The sequence below is a fragment of the Mesorhizobium sp. M0077 genome (assembly GCF_040322955.1).
GTDB lineage: Bacteria > Pseudomonadota > Alphaproteobacteria > Rhizobiales > Rhizobiaceae > Mesorhizobium.
The window spans coordinates 24,647-41,751 of sequence record NZ_JAMYUL010000010.1 but is presented as its reverse complement, the minus strand read 5'-3'; the positions used below and the strand labels follow the sequence as shown (position 1 = coordinate 41,751).

Sequence of the window (17,105 nt, the reverse complement as noted above, 5' to 3'; positions counted from 1 at the left end):
GGGGGAGATGTCCGGCAGGACAGAGGGGGGGGGGCGGGAACTCGACCTCCATGAAATATTTCCGTCAGCAGCCAACATGCGATGTAGGGTTGGATAGCACGAAATGCGTGCGCACTATCCCTCTGACCCCCGCATCACCGCCGGCACCATCGCGCTTGCGGCAATCGCGCTGCTGATCGGCGGCGCCTTTGCCGGCCTTATCCGCGAAGGCGCGCACGACCTTTCCGGCGCCGCGTCCGCCTTTGACCTCTATCTCCTGCGCGTTGTCCGCTTCACGCTCTGGCAGGCTGCGCTCTCGATGCTGCTTTCCGCCGTACCGGCGCTGTTCGTCGCCCGGGCGCTGTCGCGGCATCCGCGCTTCTTCGGACGCGGCTTCATCCTGCAGCTGTTTACTGTGCCCCTTGCCTTGCCGGCGATTGTCGCAGCGCTGGGCATACTGGCGCTCTATGGCCGCGCCGGTTATTTCGCCGCGATCGGTGGCCAGAGCTGGCCCGACATCTATGGGCTGCCGGGCATCCTCGTCGCCCACGTCTTCTTCAACCTGCCGCTGGCCACCCGGCTGTTCCTCGAAGCGCTGGGAACGGTGCCGGCCGATCAATGGCGGCTGGCGAGCCAGCTCGGCATGGGGGCGAGGCCAGCCTTCCGGCTGATCGAGTGGCCGGTGCTGCGCGCCGCGCTGCCGGGCGTCGCCGGGCTTGTCTTCATGCTTTGCATCACCTCCTTCACCATCGTGCTGATCCTCGGCGGCGGGCCGGCGGCGACGACGCTGGAAGTCGCCATCTATCAGGCGCTGCGTTTCGACTTCGATCCGGCGCGAGCGGTGACGCTGACGGTGCTGCAGATCGCGCTGACTTTTGCCGTCATGCTGGCGCTGACGCGGCTCGGCGCCAATGTGACCGGCGACGCCAATTTGCCTGTCGCGCCGCGCCGCTATCACTTGGCCGGCAAAGCAGAAACAGCGTTCAACGCCGTCCTGATCGTGCTCGCCTTGCTGTTCGTCGCCGGACCAATGGCGGCCACCGTCGCGTCCGGCCTCGACGCCGATCTCGGCCGGCTGGCGGGCGAGAGTGCCGTGCGTCAGGCGACGCTGACCAGCGCCGGTCTCGCCTTCTCGGCGGCGCTACTTTCGGTGGCGCTGTCGCTGTCGCTGATCATGGCGCGTCGGGCATTGTCGCTGCGCCGCCGGTCCAGTGCCCGTTCATTGCTCGAGCATGCCACCGACACCGGCGCCGGCTTCGTCCTCGTCGTGCCGCCCGTCGTCATCGGCGCCGGCTGGTTTCTCCTGCTGCGCACGGTCAGCGATGTCTTTGCCATCGCGCCGGTCATGGTCGTCACCGTCAATGCGGTGATGGCGATGCCCTTTGCCATCCGCGCGATGCGCCCGGCCTATGATGCGGCGAGCGAGCGCCATGAGAGGCTGTGCGCGCAGCTCGGGATTGCGGGCTGGAACCGGCTGCTTCTGGTCGACTGGCCATCGCTCCGGCGGCCGCTGGCCACCGGCTTTGCCTTCGCCATGGCGCTGTCGCTCGGCGATCTCGGCGTCATCGCGCTGTTCGGCAGCGATTCGGTGCAGACCTTGCCCTATCTCCTGCTGGCGCGCATGGGCAGCTATCGCACGGCCGATGCTGCCGGGCTGGCTTTGCTGCTCGGGGCGGTCTGCCTTGCATTGGTGGTCGCGGCAGACTGGCTGGGACGGGGAGAGAGATCGTGACGTCCGCTGTGGAGAAAGGCACGACTGTCCGGCTGGACAAGGTCTCGTTCAGCTATGGCGAAACGTCATTCCTGTTCGATGTCGAATTCGATACATCTAAGATCACCGCCATCATGGGGGCAAGTGGTTCGGGCAAATCGACCTTGCTCAATCTGGTGGCTGGTTTCGAGACGCCGGAGTCCGGTCGTGTGCTGATCGGCGGCGCCGATGTCGGCGCCGAGCCGCCTTCGGTGCGGCCGGTGTCGATGGTATTCCAGGAAAACAATCTGTTTGCTCATCTCTCGGTGGAGAAGAATGTCGGGCTCGGCCGCTCGCCATCGCTCAACCTGACCGACGCCGATCGCGCCGCAATCGCCGAGGCGCTTGACCGCGTCGGCCTGGCCGGCAAAGAAATGCGCCTGCCGCGCGAACTCTCCGGCGGCGAAAGGCAGCGCGTGGCGCTCGCCCGCGTTCTGGTGCGCGACCGGCCGGTGCTGCTGCTCGACGAGCCGTTCGCTTCGCTCGGGCCAGCGCTGCGCTATGATATGCTCGACCTGGTGGCCGGCGTTCATGCCGAGCGGGCGATGACGGTGCTGTTCGTCACGCATCAGCCGGAAGACGCTCGCCGTATCGGCGAGCAGATGCTTTTTCTGGACAATGGCAGGGTTGCCGCGACGGGACCTGCCGCCGATTTTTTCGACGGCACTGGCCCTGAAGCGTTTCGGCGCTATATCGGCGCAAGTTCGGGCGGATCACGCGATATTGCCCGGAAGCGGACATAATTTACGACCAAACCGGCTACAGGTGATGTGGCGCTTGCTTGCCATGGTCCAGTCGATGTGGCTAGGTCCGCTTAGTACTGGTCCGGCACGAGCCGTGATTTGCCCCTACAGCGCCGCACCCGGCCGGATGCGTAAACGCTGTAGGTTTTTTGATGTGTGCAGGATTGCCAACGAAACCGATTTTTCGCTGGCGCGGACCCCGGTCCAAATCATGCGCCGAGAGCTGAAGGAACGCCGTGCTGCCGACCGGCACTGACACTTTGAAACGCAGACCGCTGGTGCGCTTCCTCGCGCTGGCCGGCCTTGCCGTGGCGCTGGCCAGCTGCCAGATGTTCACGCCTCCCGAAGTGCAGGAATCCGGCTTCCAGCCTTCCGATAAGCCGATCACGGTCGACAATGTCGCCGCCAACAGCAAGCTTGCCGAACTGGCGAAGGCACAGCATCCGCGCATCCTTGCCACCTATGGCGGCGAATATTCCGATCCCAAGCTCGAGCGCATGGTGGCCAAGGTTGTCGGCAGCCTGACCGTGGTGTCGGCCAATCCGACCCAGACCTATCGCATCACCATCCTCAATTCGCCCAACGTCAACGCTTTCGCGCTGCCGGGTGGCTATCTCTACGTCACCCGCGGCCTGCTGGCGCTGGCCAATGATTCGGCCGAACTCGCCGCCGTCATCGCGCATGAGATGGGCCACGTCACCGCCAATCACGGTCTGCAGCGACAGCAGCTCGAGGCCGAGGAAGGCCTGGCGACCAAGGTGGTCTCCGATGTGCTGGGCGACAGCCCGACCGCCAAGCAGGCATTGATCCGCGGCAAGCTGAGGCTGGCGCAGTTCTCGCGCAACCAGGAGCTGGAGGCAGACGCCATCGGCATCAAGTCGATCGGCGAGGCGGGTTACGATCCCTATGCCGCCGGGCGTTTCCTGCAGTCGATGTCGGCCTACACCGATTTCCGCTCGATCAGCGGCGCCACCGACGCCAGCCTCGACTTCCTGGCCACGCACCCCAACACGCCGCAGCGAATTGATCTGGCGCAGCGCCACGCCCGCCAGTTCGGCGCGCCGGGCATCGGCACCCGCGACCGCGATTCCTTCCTGGCCGGGATAGACGGCCTGCTCTATGGCGACACGCCGGAAGAGGGCTATGTGCGCGGCCAGACCTTCCTGCATCCGGGCCTCGGCGTTTCGTTCACGGTGCCCGACGGCTTCATCATCGACAATTCGGCGGCGGCGGTGACGGCGACCGGTCCCGGCGACATGGCGATCCGCTTCGACGGTGTGTCGATCGACAAGGATCGTGCGCTGACCGACTACATCAGAAGCGGCTGGGTGGCCGGTCTCGACGAGACCAGTGTGCGCCAGGAGACGATCGACGGCAACCAGGCGGCGACCGCGCACGCCGGCGCCGATGGCTGGCAGTTCGACATTGCGGTGATCCGCGCCGGCGGTCAGGTCTACCGGCTTTTGACAGCGGCCCCCTCGGCCAGCACGACACTCGATCCGGTGGCACGCTCGGTCAGCGGTTCGTTCCGCGTGCTCAGCCCCGCCGAGAAGGCGGCACTGAAGCCGCTGCATATCCGCGTCGTCACGGTACAGGCCGGGCAGACGATGGGCACACTTTCGGCGCAGATGGTCGGCGTCGACCGCAAGCTCGATCTGTTCCGCGTGCTCAACGCGATGTCGCCGGGCGCCTCGGTTTCGGCCGGCGACAAGGTCAAGATCGTCACGGACAGATAGCGCCGGTCTTCGTCAGAAACCCCAGCCTTCGTAGTGCTTTTTTCTGAGATAACTTTTCTGAGATAACTCGGGGTACCCCGTTCCTGGCAATCTCAGGCCGCCATGAACTCCGGATTCTGCTTCACCAGCGCGAGCTTGAGCTTTTCCATGGCGCGGGCCTCGATCTGCCGGACACGCTCCTTGGAAATGCCGAGCGTCTCGCCAAGCGCCTCAAGCGTCGCACCTTCGTCGCTCAGCCGGCGCTCCTCGATGATCCTGAGTTCGCGGGCATTGAGCGCGCGGAGCGCCGTCTTCAGCCACATCAGGCGCCGTTCGACGTCGATGGTGTCGCCGGCGACCTCGTCAGGCAATGGATCGTCCGAAATCAGGAAGTCCATCCGCTCGGTGGTGCCAGCTTCGTCGGCGAGCGGTGCGTTGAGCGAAGAGTCAGGTGCTGACAGCCTGGAATCCATCTTCGCGACATCGGCCTCGGAGACGCCTAGGGCTACCGAGACTTCGCGGTAGAGCGTGGCGTTGGAGATCGGCTCGGCGCCATTGGCAAGACGGGCGCGCAGGCGCCGCAGGTTGAAGAACAGCGCCTTTTGCGCCGAAGAGGTGCCGCCGCGAACGATCGACCAGTTGCGCAGGATATAGTCCTGCATCGAAGCGCGGATCCACCATGTCGCATAGGTCGAGAAGCGCACCTCGCGCTCCGGCTCGAAACGCGCGGCTGCTTCCAGCAGCCCGACATGGCCCTCTTGGACCAGATCTCCGAGCGGCAGGCCGTAATGTCGGAACTTCGAAGCCATGGAGATGACCAGCCGCATATGGGCGACGGTGATCTGATGCAGCGCCTGCTGATCCTGGTCCTCCTTCCAGCGCAAGGCGAGAACATGTTCCTCATCGCGCTCGAGGTAGGGGGCTTTCATTGCCGTGCGGACCATGGTCCGTCCTGCCGTGTCTTCGATCATGCCGCGCTCCTGCTCCCGGACATTTTCGGACGGCCTGGCGGCCGTTATCTCTGTTTGACGCAATTCCGAAGGAAACCGCTTTCCCACTTTCCTGGAATTGCTTCGGGCCTAGCGCAGCCAAGGGTTCTTGAAATGGAAACGCGGCGCCCTACAACAAGCCATGAACGTGCCATACCGGGGATTGGTTCCGCCGCCGAGGGCGGTTGTTTTGTGCGGTCCGACAGGGCGCATCGACACCGCAGATCGGGACTATTGGCACCGATCGGAGCTGCTTTGAGAATCTGATTTCTGGATCGCCGTTTTTTTGAAATCTGGTTCCTTATTTTGCTGCGCTGTATCTGTCAGTTTCCGGCTCTCACAAGCGCCGGACACCGGCCAAGGACGGGATCACATAGAAATGAAATGGCTCAATTCGCTCATCATCGCCGGAACGCTGCAGGTTCTGGCTGTTACATCAGGCCACGCCGGCGCCAATCTCGACCAGATCAAGCAGGCCGGCACACTCAAGGTCGGCACCGAAGGCACCTATGCGCCCTTCACCTATCATGATGCTTCCGGCGCGCTGGTCGGCTTCGACGTCGAGATCGCCAAGGCGATCGGCGACAAGCTCGGCGTCAAGGTCGAGTTCCTCGAAGGCAAATGGGACGGGCTGATCGCCGGCCTCGACGCCAACCGCTACGACGCCGTGATCAACGAGGTCGGCATCACCGACGCGCGCAAGGCCAAGTACGATTTCTCCGATCCTTACATCGCCTCCAAGGCCGTGCTGATCGTGCGCGGCGACAACACCGACATCAAGACCTTCGCCGACCTCAAGGGCAAGAAGTCGGCACAGTCGTTGACATCGAATTTCGGCAAGCTCGCCGAGACCAACGGCGCCGAACTTGTCGGCACCGACGGCTTCGACCAGTCGATCCAGCTGCTGCTCACCGGCCGCGCCGACGCCACCATCAATGACAGCCTGTCTTTCCTCGACTTCAAGAAGCACAAGCCGGACGCCAATGTGAAGATCGCCGCGCAGGAAGAGAACGCCGACTATTCCGGCGTCATCGTGCGCAAGGGTGATCCGGAGCTGGTCGCGGCGATCAACAAGGCGCTGGCCGACATCAAGGCCGACGGCACCTACAAGAAGATCGCCGATACCTATTTCGGCCAGGATGTCTCGCAGTAAAGACCATCTCCCGGCGGTTTGCCGGCAATGACAAATAGCGGCGGGCCGTCTTTGACGGCTCGCCGTTATTCGCATGATATGAGAAGCACACAATCGCACTGCCGTCACCGCGGCGGTCTGTGAGGGAGGAGCCGTTCGTGCCGCACTGGCTACACCTGATGCTGGACTCGTTGCCGACACTGCTGTGGGCGGCGTTGATCTTCACCGTACCGCTGACATTGCTATCGTTCGCACTCGGCCTGTTCGTCGGCCTGGTTGTCGCCCTGGTGCGGCTGTTCGGCCCCAAGCCTCTGGTTGCCGTGGTCCGCTTCTATGTCTGGATCTTTCGCGGCACGCCGCTTCTGGTGCAGCTGTTCCTGATCTTTTACGGCCTGCCTTCGGTCGGCATATTGCTGGATGCTTTTCCGGCGGCGCTGATTGGCTTCACCCTCAACATAGGCGCCTACAGTTCGGAAATTATCCGCGCCGTGATCGGCTCGGTGCCGAAGGGCCAGTGGGAAGCGGCCTATTCGATCGGCATGACCTGGAGCCAGGCGATGCGGCGCACCATCCTGCCGCAAGCCGGCCGCGTCGCCGTGCCGCCGCTGTCCAACACCTTCATCTCGCTGGTCAAGGATACGTCGCTGGCCGCCGCCATCACCGTGCCGGAGATGTTCCAGGCGGCGCAGCGCATCGTCGCCACCACCTATGAACCGCTGATCCTCTATGTCGAGGCGGCGATCCTTTATCTGGCGATGAGCTCGGTGCTTTCGGCCTTGCAGACGCGGCTGGAGGAGCGGCTCAACCGCTATGGCGGCTTCCTGGAGGCGCGCTCATGATCGGCCTCACCGATATCGAAAAGCGCTTCGGCGACAATCTGGTGCTGAAGGGCGTGACGGTCACCATTGCCGAAGGCAGCGTCACCGCGCTTGTCGGTCCCTCCGGCGGTGGCAAGAGCACTCTGCTGCGCTGCATCAACCTGTTGGAGATCCCGACCTCGGGCATGGTGCGCATCGGCGACGAGACGCTGGAATTCCGTCCCGGCATCAAGATCCCCAGCCGCGACATCCAGCGCCTGCGGCTGCAGACCGGCATGGTGTTCCAGAACTTCCAGCTGTTCCCGCATCGCACCGCGATCGAGAACGTCATGGAAGGCCTGGTGACGGTGCTCAAATGGCCGACGGCAAAGGCGCGCGAGCGGGCACTGGCGCTGCTCGAGAAGGTCGGCATGGCGCACAAGGCGGACGATTGGCCGGCAACGCTGTCGGGCGGCCAGCAGCAGCGTGTGGCCATCGCCCGCGCCCTGGCGCCGTCGCCCAAGGTTCTGCTTTGCGACGAGCCGACCTCGGCGCTCGATCCGGAACTGGCGCAGGAAGTGGTCGACGTGCTCGGAAAACTCGCCAGCGAAGGCACCACCATGGTGATGGCCACGCACGACCTTCGCCTTGCCTCCAAGATCGCGCAGGAGGTGGTGTTCCTCGATGCTGGTGTCGTCGTCGAGAAGGGGCCGTCCACCGTGGTGTTCAGCAATCCGGAGCGGGAACGGACCAAGCGTTTTATTGCGACGCTGAAGCAGGAGGCGGAGAAGGAAGCCGGCGGCTGAGCCTTCTACGTTCCCCTTGTGGGGAGGTCGGACGGAAGGTCCGGGTGCGGTCTGGTGTCGTCCCCATCCTCGCTGCTTCGCAGCGACCCTGCCTGGGCGAGCCACGGGTCTCGCCCGTCCTTGGAACCCCACAAGGGGGTAAAAACCAAAACCCGGCACAAGGCCGGGTTTTTCATGATTTCGACGGTGAAAGCGATCAGGCAGCTTCTTCCTGCTCGGCTTCCTCATTGTCGGCCTTGGCGCCGCGCTTCGGGCCCTTGTTGAGGTTGACCTCGATCAGGCGCACGGCTTCGGTTTCCGACATGCGGTTGACTGCCGCGATCTCGCGCGCCATGCGGTCGAGTGCCGCCTCATAGAGCTGACGCTCGGAATAGGACTGTTCCGGCTGGTTGTCGGCACGGTAGAGGTCGCGCACGACTTCCGAGATCGAGATCAGGTCGCCCGAATTGATCTTGGCATCATATTCCTGCGCACGGCGCGACCACATGGTGCGCTTGACGCGGGCGCGGCCCTGCACGACCTTCAGCGCGCGCTCGACATAATCCTCTTCCGACAGCTTGCGCATGCCGATGGAGGTCGCCTTGGCGACCGGAACCTTCAGGCGCATCTTGTCCTTCTGGAAGTCGATGACGAACAGTTCCAGCTTGTGGCCCGCAACTTCCTGCTCGTCGATCGAGACGATCTGGCCGACGCCGTGTGCCGGATAGACGATGTACTCGCCGGTCTTGAAACCGTGGCGTGCCGAGGTGGACTTCTTCTGCGGGGTGATCGTTGCCATTACGCCCTGAACTCCTTGTTGTGGCACCGGCGGCCTGCCGGTCCGAACGCATGCGACCGGGGACACCGATCGTTAGCCGCACAACAGATGAACCCATCGGAAAAAGCCGGGACCGGCAAACCGCATACATAGCGACTGCCTGGCCCAGATCGCTCTGGTCCGATTGGGGATTTCACCTTTCAGTGATTTGGGGCGCTTGCGCCATAAATCGACGTTGTGTCACCGGCATGTTTCAACTGGTGTAGCACAAAAAGTCGGAAGAATCAAGGTTTTGCTGCAAACGCGAAGGTCGAGCGCCATCGCCGCCTGTCAAGGCAGTTAATGTATGATGCGCGTTACGCAGCGTTATGACGATCCAATAGGCCGCACTTTTTTGCTTTGCGCATCACCCTTTCCGAAATCGATTCCGATTCCAGCGTCATGTGCTCAGTCGCCTTCGCCGGGCTCGGCGGAGAAATATTTCTCGAACTTGCCGGCTTCGCCGTCGAAGCTCTTGGCATCTGCCGGAGGCTCCTTCTTGGCGGTGATGTTGGGCCATTTCTCGGCGTATTCGGTGTTGACCTGCAGCCATTTGTCGAGGCCCGGCTCGGTGTCGGGCTTGATTGCATCGGCCGGGCATTCCGGTTCGCAGACGCCGCAGTCGATGCACTCGTCGGGATGTATGACAAGCATGTTCTCGCCCTCGTAGAAGCAGTCGACCGGACAGACCTCGATGCAGTCCATGTACTTGCATTTGATGCAGTTGTCGGTCACGACATAGGTCATTGGTCGGCTCCGGGACGTCCCGTTCTTGCTAGAGCGACGTGCGTCCAATTGGACGCACAAAGTACGCTCTGACACTTTGAATCTGCGCATCGTGCCTTCCGAAAAATCGATTTCCGATTTTCGGGCCGATGCGGCGGCTTTTTTGGTGAGGTAACGCCTTTGCCTGCCGCTTGCAAGGGCAGCCATTGCAGGCGGGGCCCGCGTGTCCGGAATGAAATTCCAGACCGCCGGCATGGCGCAGACGGCCAAGGCTTCAGTCTTCGCCGAACAGCCGGTCGGTTTGCCTGCGCTCTTTCTTGGTCGGCCGGCCGCTGCCGGCGTCGCGCAGCGCCGGAATGGCATCGGCAACAGCCTCGCCTTTCGGCGCCGGCGGCGGGGACATGTCCTCGTAGAGCGTGCGCGCTTCCTCGGCCGGACCGCGCCGCACGCCGGTGCCAAGCACCTTCCAAATGAAAATGCGGCGCTCGTGCGTAATGGTCAAAACGTCGCCAGGCTTGACCAGATCGGAGGCCTGCGCTGCTTTGTCGCTGTTGATGCGGACGCGTCCGGCGACAACCAGCTTGGCCGCCAGCGAGCGCGATTTTATCGCGCGCGAAAAGAACAGCCACTTGTCGACGCGCTGACGACCTTCAGCAACCATCGCAGCGAGTTATCTCTTGTTGGAGCATGATCTTGTCCGAAAACCGGTTCCACTTTTCGGGATCATGCTCAGAGCCTACTTCTTCAGCTGGTCGCGCAAGGCGGCGAGCTTGGCGAAGGGCGAGTCCGGATCGAAGCGCGCCGGGCGTTCCTCGCGTGGCTTGACCTGGAAAGCCGGCTTGGCGCCTTGCGGTCCGCCTTTGCCTTCCGGCCTGCCGCCTTTCCAGTCAGGCCGGCCCTCGCGCGGACGCTCGCCTTGCGGCTTGCCGTCGCGGCGCTGTTCGCCCTCGGCCTGCGGCTTGGGCTTGAACTTCGAACGGTCGAAGCGTGGCTTGGCGGCACCGTCGCGCTGGTCGCGCCGGCCCTGATAGGCCGGCCGTTCGCCCGGTGCCGGCTGTCCGCCGGCAGCGTCGGCCGGCGCATCGGCGCGGCTAGCCTGGCCGTTACGCGGGCGATTGTCCCGGCCTTGCCGATGGCGCGGGCGCTGCTCGAAACGGCCCTGCCGCCACAACAAGATGGGCTTTGGCGCTTCGGCCTCGGGGACAGGCTCAGCGCTTCCACCCTCCCCCTCGTGGGGAGGGTCGGCGCGCAGCGCCGGGGTGGGGGCAGCGCCGGCGTCGGCGGTTGCGCCTGAAGCGTCTGCTGTGTCTGCACCTGCTTCGTCAACGCTGTCACCCGCGTCGCTTCGCGCCGCGACCTCCGCCATCGAGGGAGAGGTAAGGGCGTCGGCGCTTTCGGGGACGGTGTCGTCAGCTTCTGCAACAGCCGGAGCTTCTTCCGTGATTTCTATGGGGGCTTCGACTTGGGGAGCTTCGACCTGTTCTTCCGCGACGGGCTCTGCCGTTGCTTCCGCGATGGCTGGAGCTTCGGCGGTAGCTTCAGCGGCCGGAGTTGGCTCCGTACCCTCTTGAGGCGCGCGCGGCTGAGCGTCCGCAGCAACAGCCTCCGCTGCGGCTTCGGCGACGGGCTGCTCAGCCGCAGGCTCAGCGGCGGCAACCGCATCCGGCTCCGATCCAACGGCCGGCGCTTCAGCGACGGCTTCACTTGCAGCGGCTTCCGCCGCCTTGGCCTGTTCAGCTTTTGCAGCCGCGTCCGCAGCCAGCTTGGCGGCAGCCGCTTCCCGCGCCGCGTTGTCCTGTGCTTCCAGCCGCGCCTTGACCTCTGCCGGCGGCTTCGGCTCGGCGCGATAGCCGAGACCTTTCAGGATCTCTTCCATGTCGTCGGCGGTGGCGCCGAGGATGGACATCATCGGCGGCGTCACCATGAAGGACTGGCCGTCATAGGCGCCGTCCGGGCGCTGTCCCAGACCGGGCTTCCAGTTGGTCGCAGGCCGGATCAGGTCGGCCAGCCGTTCCAGAATGTCGATGCGCACGGCGCGGCGGCCGAGATTGCGGTATCCGGCAAGCTTGTAGAAGCTCTTGTCGAAAGCAGGATCGATGACCACCGAGGTGCGGCCGGAAGCCAGGGCGTGCACCACGTCGCCAAAGCCCGGCTTGTCCTTGCCGTCGTTCTTCAGCGCCCACAACAGCGTAATCAGTCCGGCGGGCGCCGGCTTGATCAGCGCCGGCACGAAGACGTGGTAGGCGCCGAAGCGCACACCGAGCCGGCGCAAGGCGGCGCGACCCTCCTGGTCGAGCGACTTCATTTCCTCGGCGATGTCGCGGCGGTTGATGAGGCCGAAATGCTCGACGAGCTGGAAGGCGATGCCACGGCCGATGCCGGCGATCTGCTCGGCATTCTTCAAGTCGACCAGCGGCTTCAGCAAGGATTCGATCTGGAAATTGACGAAGCGCTCGGCGCGCGCGGCGACCTTGTCTCGGGCGGGGCCGGTCAACTGCTCGTCGGCCAAAAGCACCAGGCGCGGCTTCAGCGCGTCCTCGCCGGCAACCAGCGTGCCGATCGGCGCGCCGATCCAGCGCAGCGTGCCGTCGGAGCCGAGCGCAAGGTCGCCATTGGCGCAGGCGCCGAAGCGTTCGGCACGCGCCTCGAACTCGGCGGCCAGCGCTTTTTGCGCTGCCGTACGCACGGCCTTGGCGTCTTCGCCGCCGGCGCTCTGGTCGGCGGTGAAGCGGAACCCTTGCAACTCGCCGACATGATGGCCTTCGACAAGGACGGTTCCGGTAGGACTGATTTCGGCTTCAGGCATTGTATTTTCTCTAAGGCGCCGCATGAGGACGGAAGTCCTGCGGTCTACAAACCGTTTCGTCAACCGCTCATGCAGCGCATCCGACAATCTGTCTTCGATTTCGCGCGTCTTTTCCCGCCAGTGTGCCTGATCGGCCAGCCAGCCCGGCCGGTTGGACACGAATGTCCAGGTGCGGATCTGCGCAATGCGGTGCGACAGCGTGTCGATGTCCCCCTCGGTCGTATCGGCGCGGCGCACCTGCTCGGCCATGTAGTTCTCGTCGACATGGCCGTGTTTGGCGAGGTCGGTGTAGATAGAAGCGATCAGGTCGGAGTGCTGGGCCGGCGCGATCTTGCGGTAATCCGGCAACGCGCAGGCTTCCCACAGCAGCGCGACGCGCTTGGCATTGGTAGCCAGCGCGCGGATGTCCTCGTCGCGGGAGAGATGTTCGAGCGCCTGCGCATCGACCGCCGGCAGCGCGCGCGTCAGGCCTTCGACCGGCGCGTTGGCCTCGATCGAGCGCTTCAGCGCGTCGAGGCTGGCGAAGTCGAAATGCGCGGTGCGCCATTGCAGCACCTTCACCGGATCGAACTCGTGCCCCTCGATGCGCTTGACCAGTTCCTCGTCCAGCGGATCGACCTGGCCGGTGACGCCGAAGGTGCCGTCGCGCAGATGCCGGCCGGCGCGGCCGGCGATCTGGCCGAGCTCGGCCGCCGTCAGGTTGCGGTACTGGTAGCCGTCGAATTTGCGGTTCTGGGCAAAGGCGACATGATCGAGATCAAGGTTGAGGCCCATGCCGATGGCGTCGGTGGCGACGAGATAGTCGACGTCGCCTGCCTGGAACATTGCCACCTGGGCGTTGCGGGTGCGGGGCGACAGTGCGCCGAGCACGACCGCCGCTCCTCCTTGCTGGCGGCGGATCAGCTCAGCGATGGCATAGACCTCGTCGGCGGAGAAAGCGACGATCGCCGTACGCCGCGGCAGGCGGGTCAATTTCTTGGAACCGGCGTAGGCCAGGTGCGACAGGCGAGGGCGCGTCACCACCGAGACGCCTCTCAGTAGCTTTTGCAGGATGCCATGCATGGTGGCCGCGCCGAGCAGCAGCGTTTCCTGGCGGCCGCGCAGGTGCAGGATTCGGTCGGTGAAGATATGGCCGCGCTCGAGGTCGCCGGCGAGCTGCACCTCGTCGATAGCGACGAAGGCAACGTCGGTCTCGCGCGGCATGGCTTCGACGGTGCAGACCGAATATTTCGCGCCGGGCGGCTGGATTTTTTCCTCGCCGGTGATGAGCGCCACCTTGTGGGCGCCGACCTTTTCGCAGACGCGGGCATAGACCTCGCGCGCCAGAAGGCGGAGCGGCAGGCCGATAATGCCGCTCTCATGCGCCACCATGCGCTCGATGGCGAGATGGGTCTTGCCGGTGTTGGTCGGACCCAGCACGGCAGTCACGTCGCGGCCCGACAGGATCAGCGGCTCGGTGTGTTTCGGCTGGATGTTCATCGGCCTGGAGATGAGGCTTTCTGCATCGTGTTGTCGGGAGCGCGCCTCGCGTGGCGCGTATGACAGGCGACACATAGGGATTTCAGGCGCGAAGCGAAAGCGGAATGTTCCGGCCGGCAATCCCACGGTTCGTCTTTGAGGTCTCAATTAACAGTTGGAACGAGTCTGGAACGAATCGGCGACGAATCAGTGACTCCGGCAGATTCAGCTTTTGTTCACGGCTACATGTGGATTTTGCGAGCCTGAGTCTCACCATATGCTGAATCGCGGAAACTGGCCCGATTCCTGCAAGGCGACCATTGGCGTTAACCTTTGCCGGCGGGGCATCGTCGTGATCCGATACGCCTCAGCCAACATTGAAATTGTTGAATCTTCTTAATCGGCCTTAACCCATTTTCCGGTGGTTTCCGGCCTTGGTCGTTAACGTTCCGCTCAAAGCCGGAACGAATGGGTGACGAATCAGCGATCGCGGGATTTTCCTGGTTTGTTCACCCCAACATGTTGTGTTGTCCACAGCTTGTCCACCGAGAATTCACAGCTTGCGAACCGGGTTTTGCACAGGGCGCCTAGAAATCGTTAATCTTTGCGTGCCGGAACGGGTCAATCGCCGCGACAGCACTCGGTGCCCGCCGGTTCAGGCCGCGTCGTGGCCTGTTGCATAACGTTGCAACACCGGTCCCACATTCCGGATGATTTCCTCATGCGACAGGGCGACGACGGGCTCAAGCCGCAACAGATATCGGCAGGTCGCCAGGCCCAGCAGCTGGCTGGCAACCAGCCCGGCGCGCCGTCCGGCGTCCGCTGGGTCGCCTATCGATGCAACCATCGGCCTCACCTGGTTGGCGAAGACGTCGCGGACCTTCTCGGCCGCGTGCTCGTTCGACGCAGCCGAGCGTAGCAGGATTATCATGCCTGGCCCGTTGGCCTGACCTTCCCAGTTTACCAGAAAGCGCCTGATCAGCGTTTCACCGATGGCGGTAGGGTCTATCCGCTGATCCGGCAGTTGGAGGTCCACGACGGCGGCCCTGGCGAACAGCTCGTCCTTGCTGTGGAAATAACGGATCACCATGGCCGGATCGATCGAGGCCTGCGCCGCAACGTCGCGGATTGAGGTGCCGTCATAGCCGTGCTCGGAGAAAAGCCGGCGTGCGGCTTCAAGGATTTGGGCTCGTGTTCGGTCCGACTTGGTCTGCTTGTTCGGCTGCTTCTCGTTCATCCAGATTCATATGCCAACAGCCGTTGACAAATGCAATCCAACTTACTAGAAGTCAACACGTGTTGATAAATGGAGACGGGGAATGCTGCCTGAGACAACGGAAGTCCTTATCATTGGCGCCGGCCCGACTGGTATGGCGCTATCAATCGCGCTGCATCAAGCTGGCGTCGATCACGTGCTGATCGACAGACTGACGCAGGGTCTGCAAACGTCGCGCGCTGGGGTCATCCATGCGCAAACGCTGGAATCACTGGAGCCGCTCGGCCTCACGCAGCGGCTGAGTGAGCTTTCCGTGAATCTCGACGATTTCGCCATCCGCGATCGGAGCCGGGTGCTGCTCAAGCTCGATTTCGGCAAGCTGCCGTCAAAGCATCCCTACCTGATGATGCTGCCGCAGAACGTGACCGAGCAGGTGTTCGCTGAACGGATCGCGGTCCTGGGTGGCGTCATTCATCGCGAGGTCGAGGCTGTGGCCGTTGCTCAAGACAGTGACGGCGCGCGCGTGACAGTGGTCGAGCAGGGCCACGAAAAACTCATCTCGGCGCGATACGTCGTCGGAGCCGACGGCATGCAGAGCCTGGTGCGCAAGTCGACCGGCATCGAGTTCGATGGCGAGGCCTATGATGGTTCGTTTGTGCTGGCCGACGTTCGCCTGGACTGGCCTGTAGGACCGGCCGAAGTGTCGCTGTTTTTCGCACCGGCGGGCCTGGTGGTGGTGGCGCCGCTGCCGGATGGCTCGTACCGCGTCGTCGCGACGATGAAGGATGCGCCGGAAAAGCCCGGCACCGCCGACATCCAGGCATTGCTCGATAGCCGCGGGCCAACCACGACAAGAGCCCGCGTGCTCGACCTGACGTGGAGTTCGCGCTTTCGCGTGCATCATCGTCTGGTCAGGGCCTATCGCAAGGACCGGCTGTTCCTGATGGGCGATGCCGCGCATGTACACAGTCCCGCGGGTGGGCAGGGCATGAATACCGGCATCATCGACGCGGTCGTGCTTGGCCAGTTGCTTGGCGATGTGGTGAACGGCATTCGCTCGGCGACGGAACTCGACCTATACGAAAAGCTGCGCCGCCCAGCGGCTCAGGAAGTGCTCGATCTTGCGGGGAAGATGACGGAGATGGCGCTTGCCCATAATCCGGCGAAGCGGTTCGTCCGCAACCTGTCGCTTTCCTTGGTGAATCTTCTGCCGTTCGTGAAGCGTCGCATTGCGCTGAAGCTGTCGGGTCTCAGTCGGGCCTCAAACGCCCGGCTGCCGGCGCCCGCAAAGGCGCCTGGCTTAATTGCCGCCAGCAAGCCTGAGGCCAAATCAGGGCTGAAGCTCGCCGCCTGACAGTTGCGACGGTCAGGCGAATCGGCGCGTTGCCGAGTGCGGCATGACGTCAGACGAAGTACTGGCCGCCATTGGCTGTAATGGTCGAACCGGTGATGAAGCCGGCGTCTTCGGAAGCGAGGAAGACGACGCAACGCGCGATCTCTTCCGGTTCGCCGAGGCGGCCGACCGGGATCTGCGGGATGATGCGTTCATTCAGCACCTTCTCGTCGATCGCCTTGACCATCTCGGTGGCGATGTAGCCGGGGCAGATGACATTGACGGTGATGCCCGCGCGCGCGCCCTCCTGCGCCAGCGCCTTCGAGAAGCCGATGTCGCCGGCCTTTGCGGCGGAATAGTTGACCTGGCCGGCCTGGCCTTTCTGGCCGTTGATGGAGGAGATGGTGATGACGCGGCCGAATTTGCGGTCGCGCATGCCGCCCCACAGCGGATGCGTCATGTTGAAGACGCCAGACAGATTGGTGTCGATGACTTCCTTCCACTGCTCGCGCGTCAGCTTGTGGAACATGGCGTCGCGGGTAATGCCGGCATTGTTGACCAGCACCGAGACCGGGCCGAGATCGGCCTCGACCTGTTTGACTCCGGCGGCACAGGCGTCGTAGTCGGCGACCGACCATTTGTAGGCCTTGATGCCGGTTTGTGCGCTGAACTTCCCCGCTGCCTCGTCATTGCCGGCATAGTTGGCTGCAACGGTGTAACCGGCATTCTTCAGGCCGATCGATATGGCGGCGCCGATGCCGCGCGATCCACCGGTGACGAGCGCTACTTTGGTCATTGAAAGTTCTTCCTCCCTTTGGTCGGAAGAAGGGAATAGGGAGTAGGGAGTAGCGAGTAGGGA

General features: G+C 63.6%; 14 protein-coding genes. 7 read left to right on the top strand and 7 right to left on the bottom strand.

Annotated features, from left to right (window positions below; genetic code table 11):
• Positions 1 to 103 precede the first annotated feature (103 nt).
• The 3 genes from thiP to NKJ57_RS19530 all read left to right on the top strand — a co-directional run bounded on the left by thiP (position 104) and on the right by NKJ57_RS19530 (position 4,208).
• Entirely contained in the window at positions 104 to 1,711 is a 1,608-nt protein-coding gene (thiP, locus tag NKJ57_RS19540) for a thiamine/thiamine pyrophosphate ABC transporter permease (protein ID WP_352512230.1), read from the top strand.
• The gene (gene thiQ, locus NKJ57_RS19535) at positions 1,708 to 2,472 is read left to right on the top strand and encodes a thiamine ABC transporter ATP-binding protein (RefSeq protein ID WP_352512231.1); all 765 of its coding nucleotides are present in this window, start codon (positions 1,708 to 1,710) and stop codon (positions 2,470 to 2,472) included. The genes thiP and thiQ overlap by 4 nt, the downstream gene beginning before the upstream one ends.
• A 329-nt stretch (positions 2,473 to 2,801) precedes the next feature.
• Positions 2,802 to 4,208 carry a M48 family metalloprotease gene (locus tag NKJ57_RS19530; protein WP_245260137.1) on the top strand — a complete coding sequence of 469 codons (1,407 nt, stop codon included), beginning with the start codon at positions 2,802 to 2,804 and terminating at the stop codon, positions 4,206 to 4,208.
• A gap of 92 nt (positions 4,209 to 4,300) precedes the next feature.
• On the opposite strand, the gene NKJ57_RS19525 is transcribed toward NKJ57_RS19530, so the two are convergent.
• Positions 4,301 to 5,158 carry an RNA polymerase factor sigma-32 gene (locus NKJ57_RS19525; protein ID WP_023685806.1) on the bottom strand — a complete coding sequence of 286 codons (858 nt, stop codon included), beginning with the start codon at positions 5,156 to 5,158 and terminating at the stop codon, positions 4,301 to 4,303.
• Positions 5,159 to 5,555: 397 nt separating this feature from the next.
• Between NKJ57_RS19525 and NKJ57_RS19520 the strand changes: the two genes are divergently transcribed.
• The 3 genes from NKJ57_RS19520 (at position 5,556) to NKJ57_RS19510 (ending at position 7,911) form a co-directional block, all read left to right on the top strand.
• Positions 5,556 to 6,329 carry an amino acid ABC transporter substrate-binding protein gene (locus NKJ57_RS19520; protein ID WP_023673667.1) on the top strand — a complete coding sequence of 258 codons (774 nt, stop codon included), beginning with the start codon at positions 5,556 to 5,558 and terminating at the stop codon, positions 6,327 to 6,329.
• A gap of 137 nt (positions 6,330 to 6,466) precedes the next feature.
• On the top strand, positions 6,467 to 7,147 hold the full coding sequence (locus NKJ57_RS19515) for an amino acid ABC transporter permease (RefSeq protein ID WP_023693608.1): 681 nt from the start codon (positions 6,467 to 6,469) through the stop codon (positions 7,145 to 7,147).
• The gene (locus NKJ57_RS19510) at positions 7,144 to 7,911 is read left to right on the top strand and encodes an amino acid ABC transporter ATP-binding protein (RefSeq protein ID WP_023673665.1); all 768 of its coding nucleotides are present in this window, start codon (positions 7,144 to 7,146) and stop codon (positions 7,909 to 7,911) included. The genes NKJ57_RS19515 and NKJ57_RS19510 overlap by 4 nt, the downstream gene beginning before the upstream one ends.
• A 196-nt stretch (positions 7,912 to 8,107) precedes the next feature.
• Here the strand turns inward: NKJ57_RS19510 and NKJ57_RS19505 are convergent, their stop codons facing one another.
• From NKJ57_RS19505 to NKJ57_RS19485, 5 genes are all read right to left on the bottom strand, one after another.
• On the bottom strand, positions 8,108 to 8,689 hold the full coding sequence (locus NKJ57_RS19505; protein ID WP_023673664.1) for a CarD family transcriptional regulator: 582 nt from the start codon (positions 8,687 to 8,689) through the stop codon (positions 8,108 to 8,110).
• Positions 8,690 to 9,115: 426 nt separating this feature from the next.
• On the bottom strand, positions 9,116 to 9,454 hold the full coding sequence (gene fdxA, locus NKJ57_RS19500) for a ferredoxin FdxA (RefSeq protein ID WP_013529180.1): 339 nt from the start codon (positions 9,452 to 9,454) through the stop codon (positions 9,116 to 9,118).
• A gap of 253 nt (positions 9,455 to 9,707) precedes the next feature.
• A complete protein-coding gene (locus NKJ57_RS19495; protein ID WP_023707255.1) occupies positions 9,708 to 10,094 on the bottom strand; it encodes an RNA-binding S4 domain-containing protein in 387 nt (128 codons plus the stop codon).
• A gap of 75 nt (positions 10,095 to 10,169) precedes the next feature.
• Positions 10,170 to 13,718 carry a helicase-related protein gene (locus NKJ57_RS19490; RefSeq protein WP_352512249.1) on the bottom strand — a complete coding sequence of 1,183 codons (3,549 nt, stop codon included), beginning with the start codon at positions 13,716 to 13,718 and terminating at the stop codon, positions 10,170 to 10,172.
• Positions 13,719 to 14,352: 634 nt separating this feature from the next.
• Positions 14,353 to 14,934 carry a TetR/AcrR family transcriptional regulator gene (locus tag NKJ57_RS19485; protein WP_023693613.1) on the bottom strand — a complete coding sequence of 194 codons (582 nt, stop codon included), beginning with the start codon at positions 14,932 to 14,934 and terminating at the stop codon, positions 14,353 to 14,355.
• An 82-nt stretch (positions 14,935 to 15,016) separates the two neighbouring features.
• Between NKJ57_RS19485 and NKJ57_RS19480 the strand changes: the two genes are divergently transcribed.
• Positions 15,017 to 16,267 (top strand): FAD-dependent oxidoreductase, encoded by a 1,251-nt coding sequence (locus tag NKJ57_RS19480; RefSeq protein WP_023693614.1) that lies wholly within the window; start codon positions 15,017 to 15,019, stop codon positions 16,265 to 16,267.
• A gap of 49 nt (positions 16,268 to 16,316) precedes the next feature.
• On the opposite strand, the gene phbB is transcribed toward NKJ57_RS19480, so the two are convergent.
• Positions 16,317 to 17,042, bottom strand: a complete 726-nt coding sequence (gene phbB / locus NKJ57_RS19475) for an acetoacetyl-CoA reductase (RefSeq protein WP_352512233.1) — start codon at positions 17,040 to 17,042, stop codon at positions 16,317 to 16,319.
• Positions 17,043 to 17,105 lie beyond the last annotated feature (63 nt).

Excerpts from the sequence above, each read along its gene's own strand:
- NKJ57_RS19510 (WP_023673665.1), top strand. The coding sequence starts at position 7,144 with ATGATCGGCCTCACCGATATCGAAAAGCGCTTCGGCGACAATCTGGTG.
- NKJ57_RS19490 (WP_352512249.1), bottom strand. The coding sequence starts at position 13,718 with ATGAACATCCAGCCGAAACACACCGAGCCGCTGATCCTGTCGGGCCGC.
- fdxA (WP_013529180.1), bottom strand. The coding sequence starts at position 9,454 with ATGACCTATGTCGTGACCGACAACTGCATCAAATGCAAGTACATGGAC.
- NKJ57_RS19495 (WP_023707255.1), bottom strand. The coding sequence starts at position 10,094 with ATGGTTGCTGAAGGTCGTCAGCGCGTCGACAAGTGGCTGTTCTTTTCG.
- NKJ57_RS19485 (WP_023693613.1), bottom strand. The coding sequence starts at position 14,934 with ATGAACGAGAAGCAGCCGAACAAGCAGACCAAGTCGGACCGAACACGA.
- NKJ57_RS19520 (WP_023673667.1), top strand. The coding sequence starts at position 5,556 with ATGAAATGGCTCAATTCGCTCATCATCGCCGGAACGCTGCAGGTTCTG.
- phbB (WP_352512233.1), bottom strand. The coding sequence starts at position 17,042 with ATGACCAAAGTAGCGCTCGTCACCGGTGGATCGCGCGGCATCGGCGCC.
- NKJ57_RS19480 (WP_023693614.1), top strand. The coding sequence starts at position 15,017 with ATGCTGCCTGAGACAACGGAAGTCCTTATCATTGGCGCCGGCCCGACT.
- NKJ57_RS19505 (WP_023673664.1), bottom strand. The coding sequence starts at position 8,689 with ATGGCAACGATCACCCCGCAGAAGAAGTCCACCTCGGCACGCCACGGT.
- thiP (WP_352512230.1), top strand. The coding sequence starts at position 104 with ATGCGTGCGCACTATCCCTCTGACCCCCGCATCACCGCCGGCACCATC.
- NKJ57_RS19525 (WP_023685806.1), bottom strand. The coding sequence starts at position 5,158 with ATGATCGAAGACACGGCAGGACGGACCATGGTCCGCACGGCAATGAAA.
- NKJ57_RS19530 (WP_245260137.1), top strand. The coding sequence starts at position 2,802 with ATGTTCACGCCTCCCGAAGTGCAGGAATCCGGCTTCCAGCCTTCCGAT.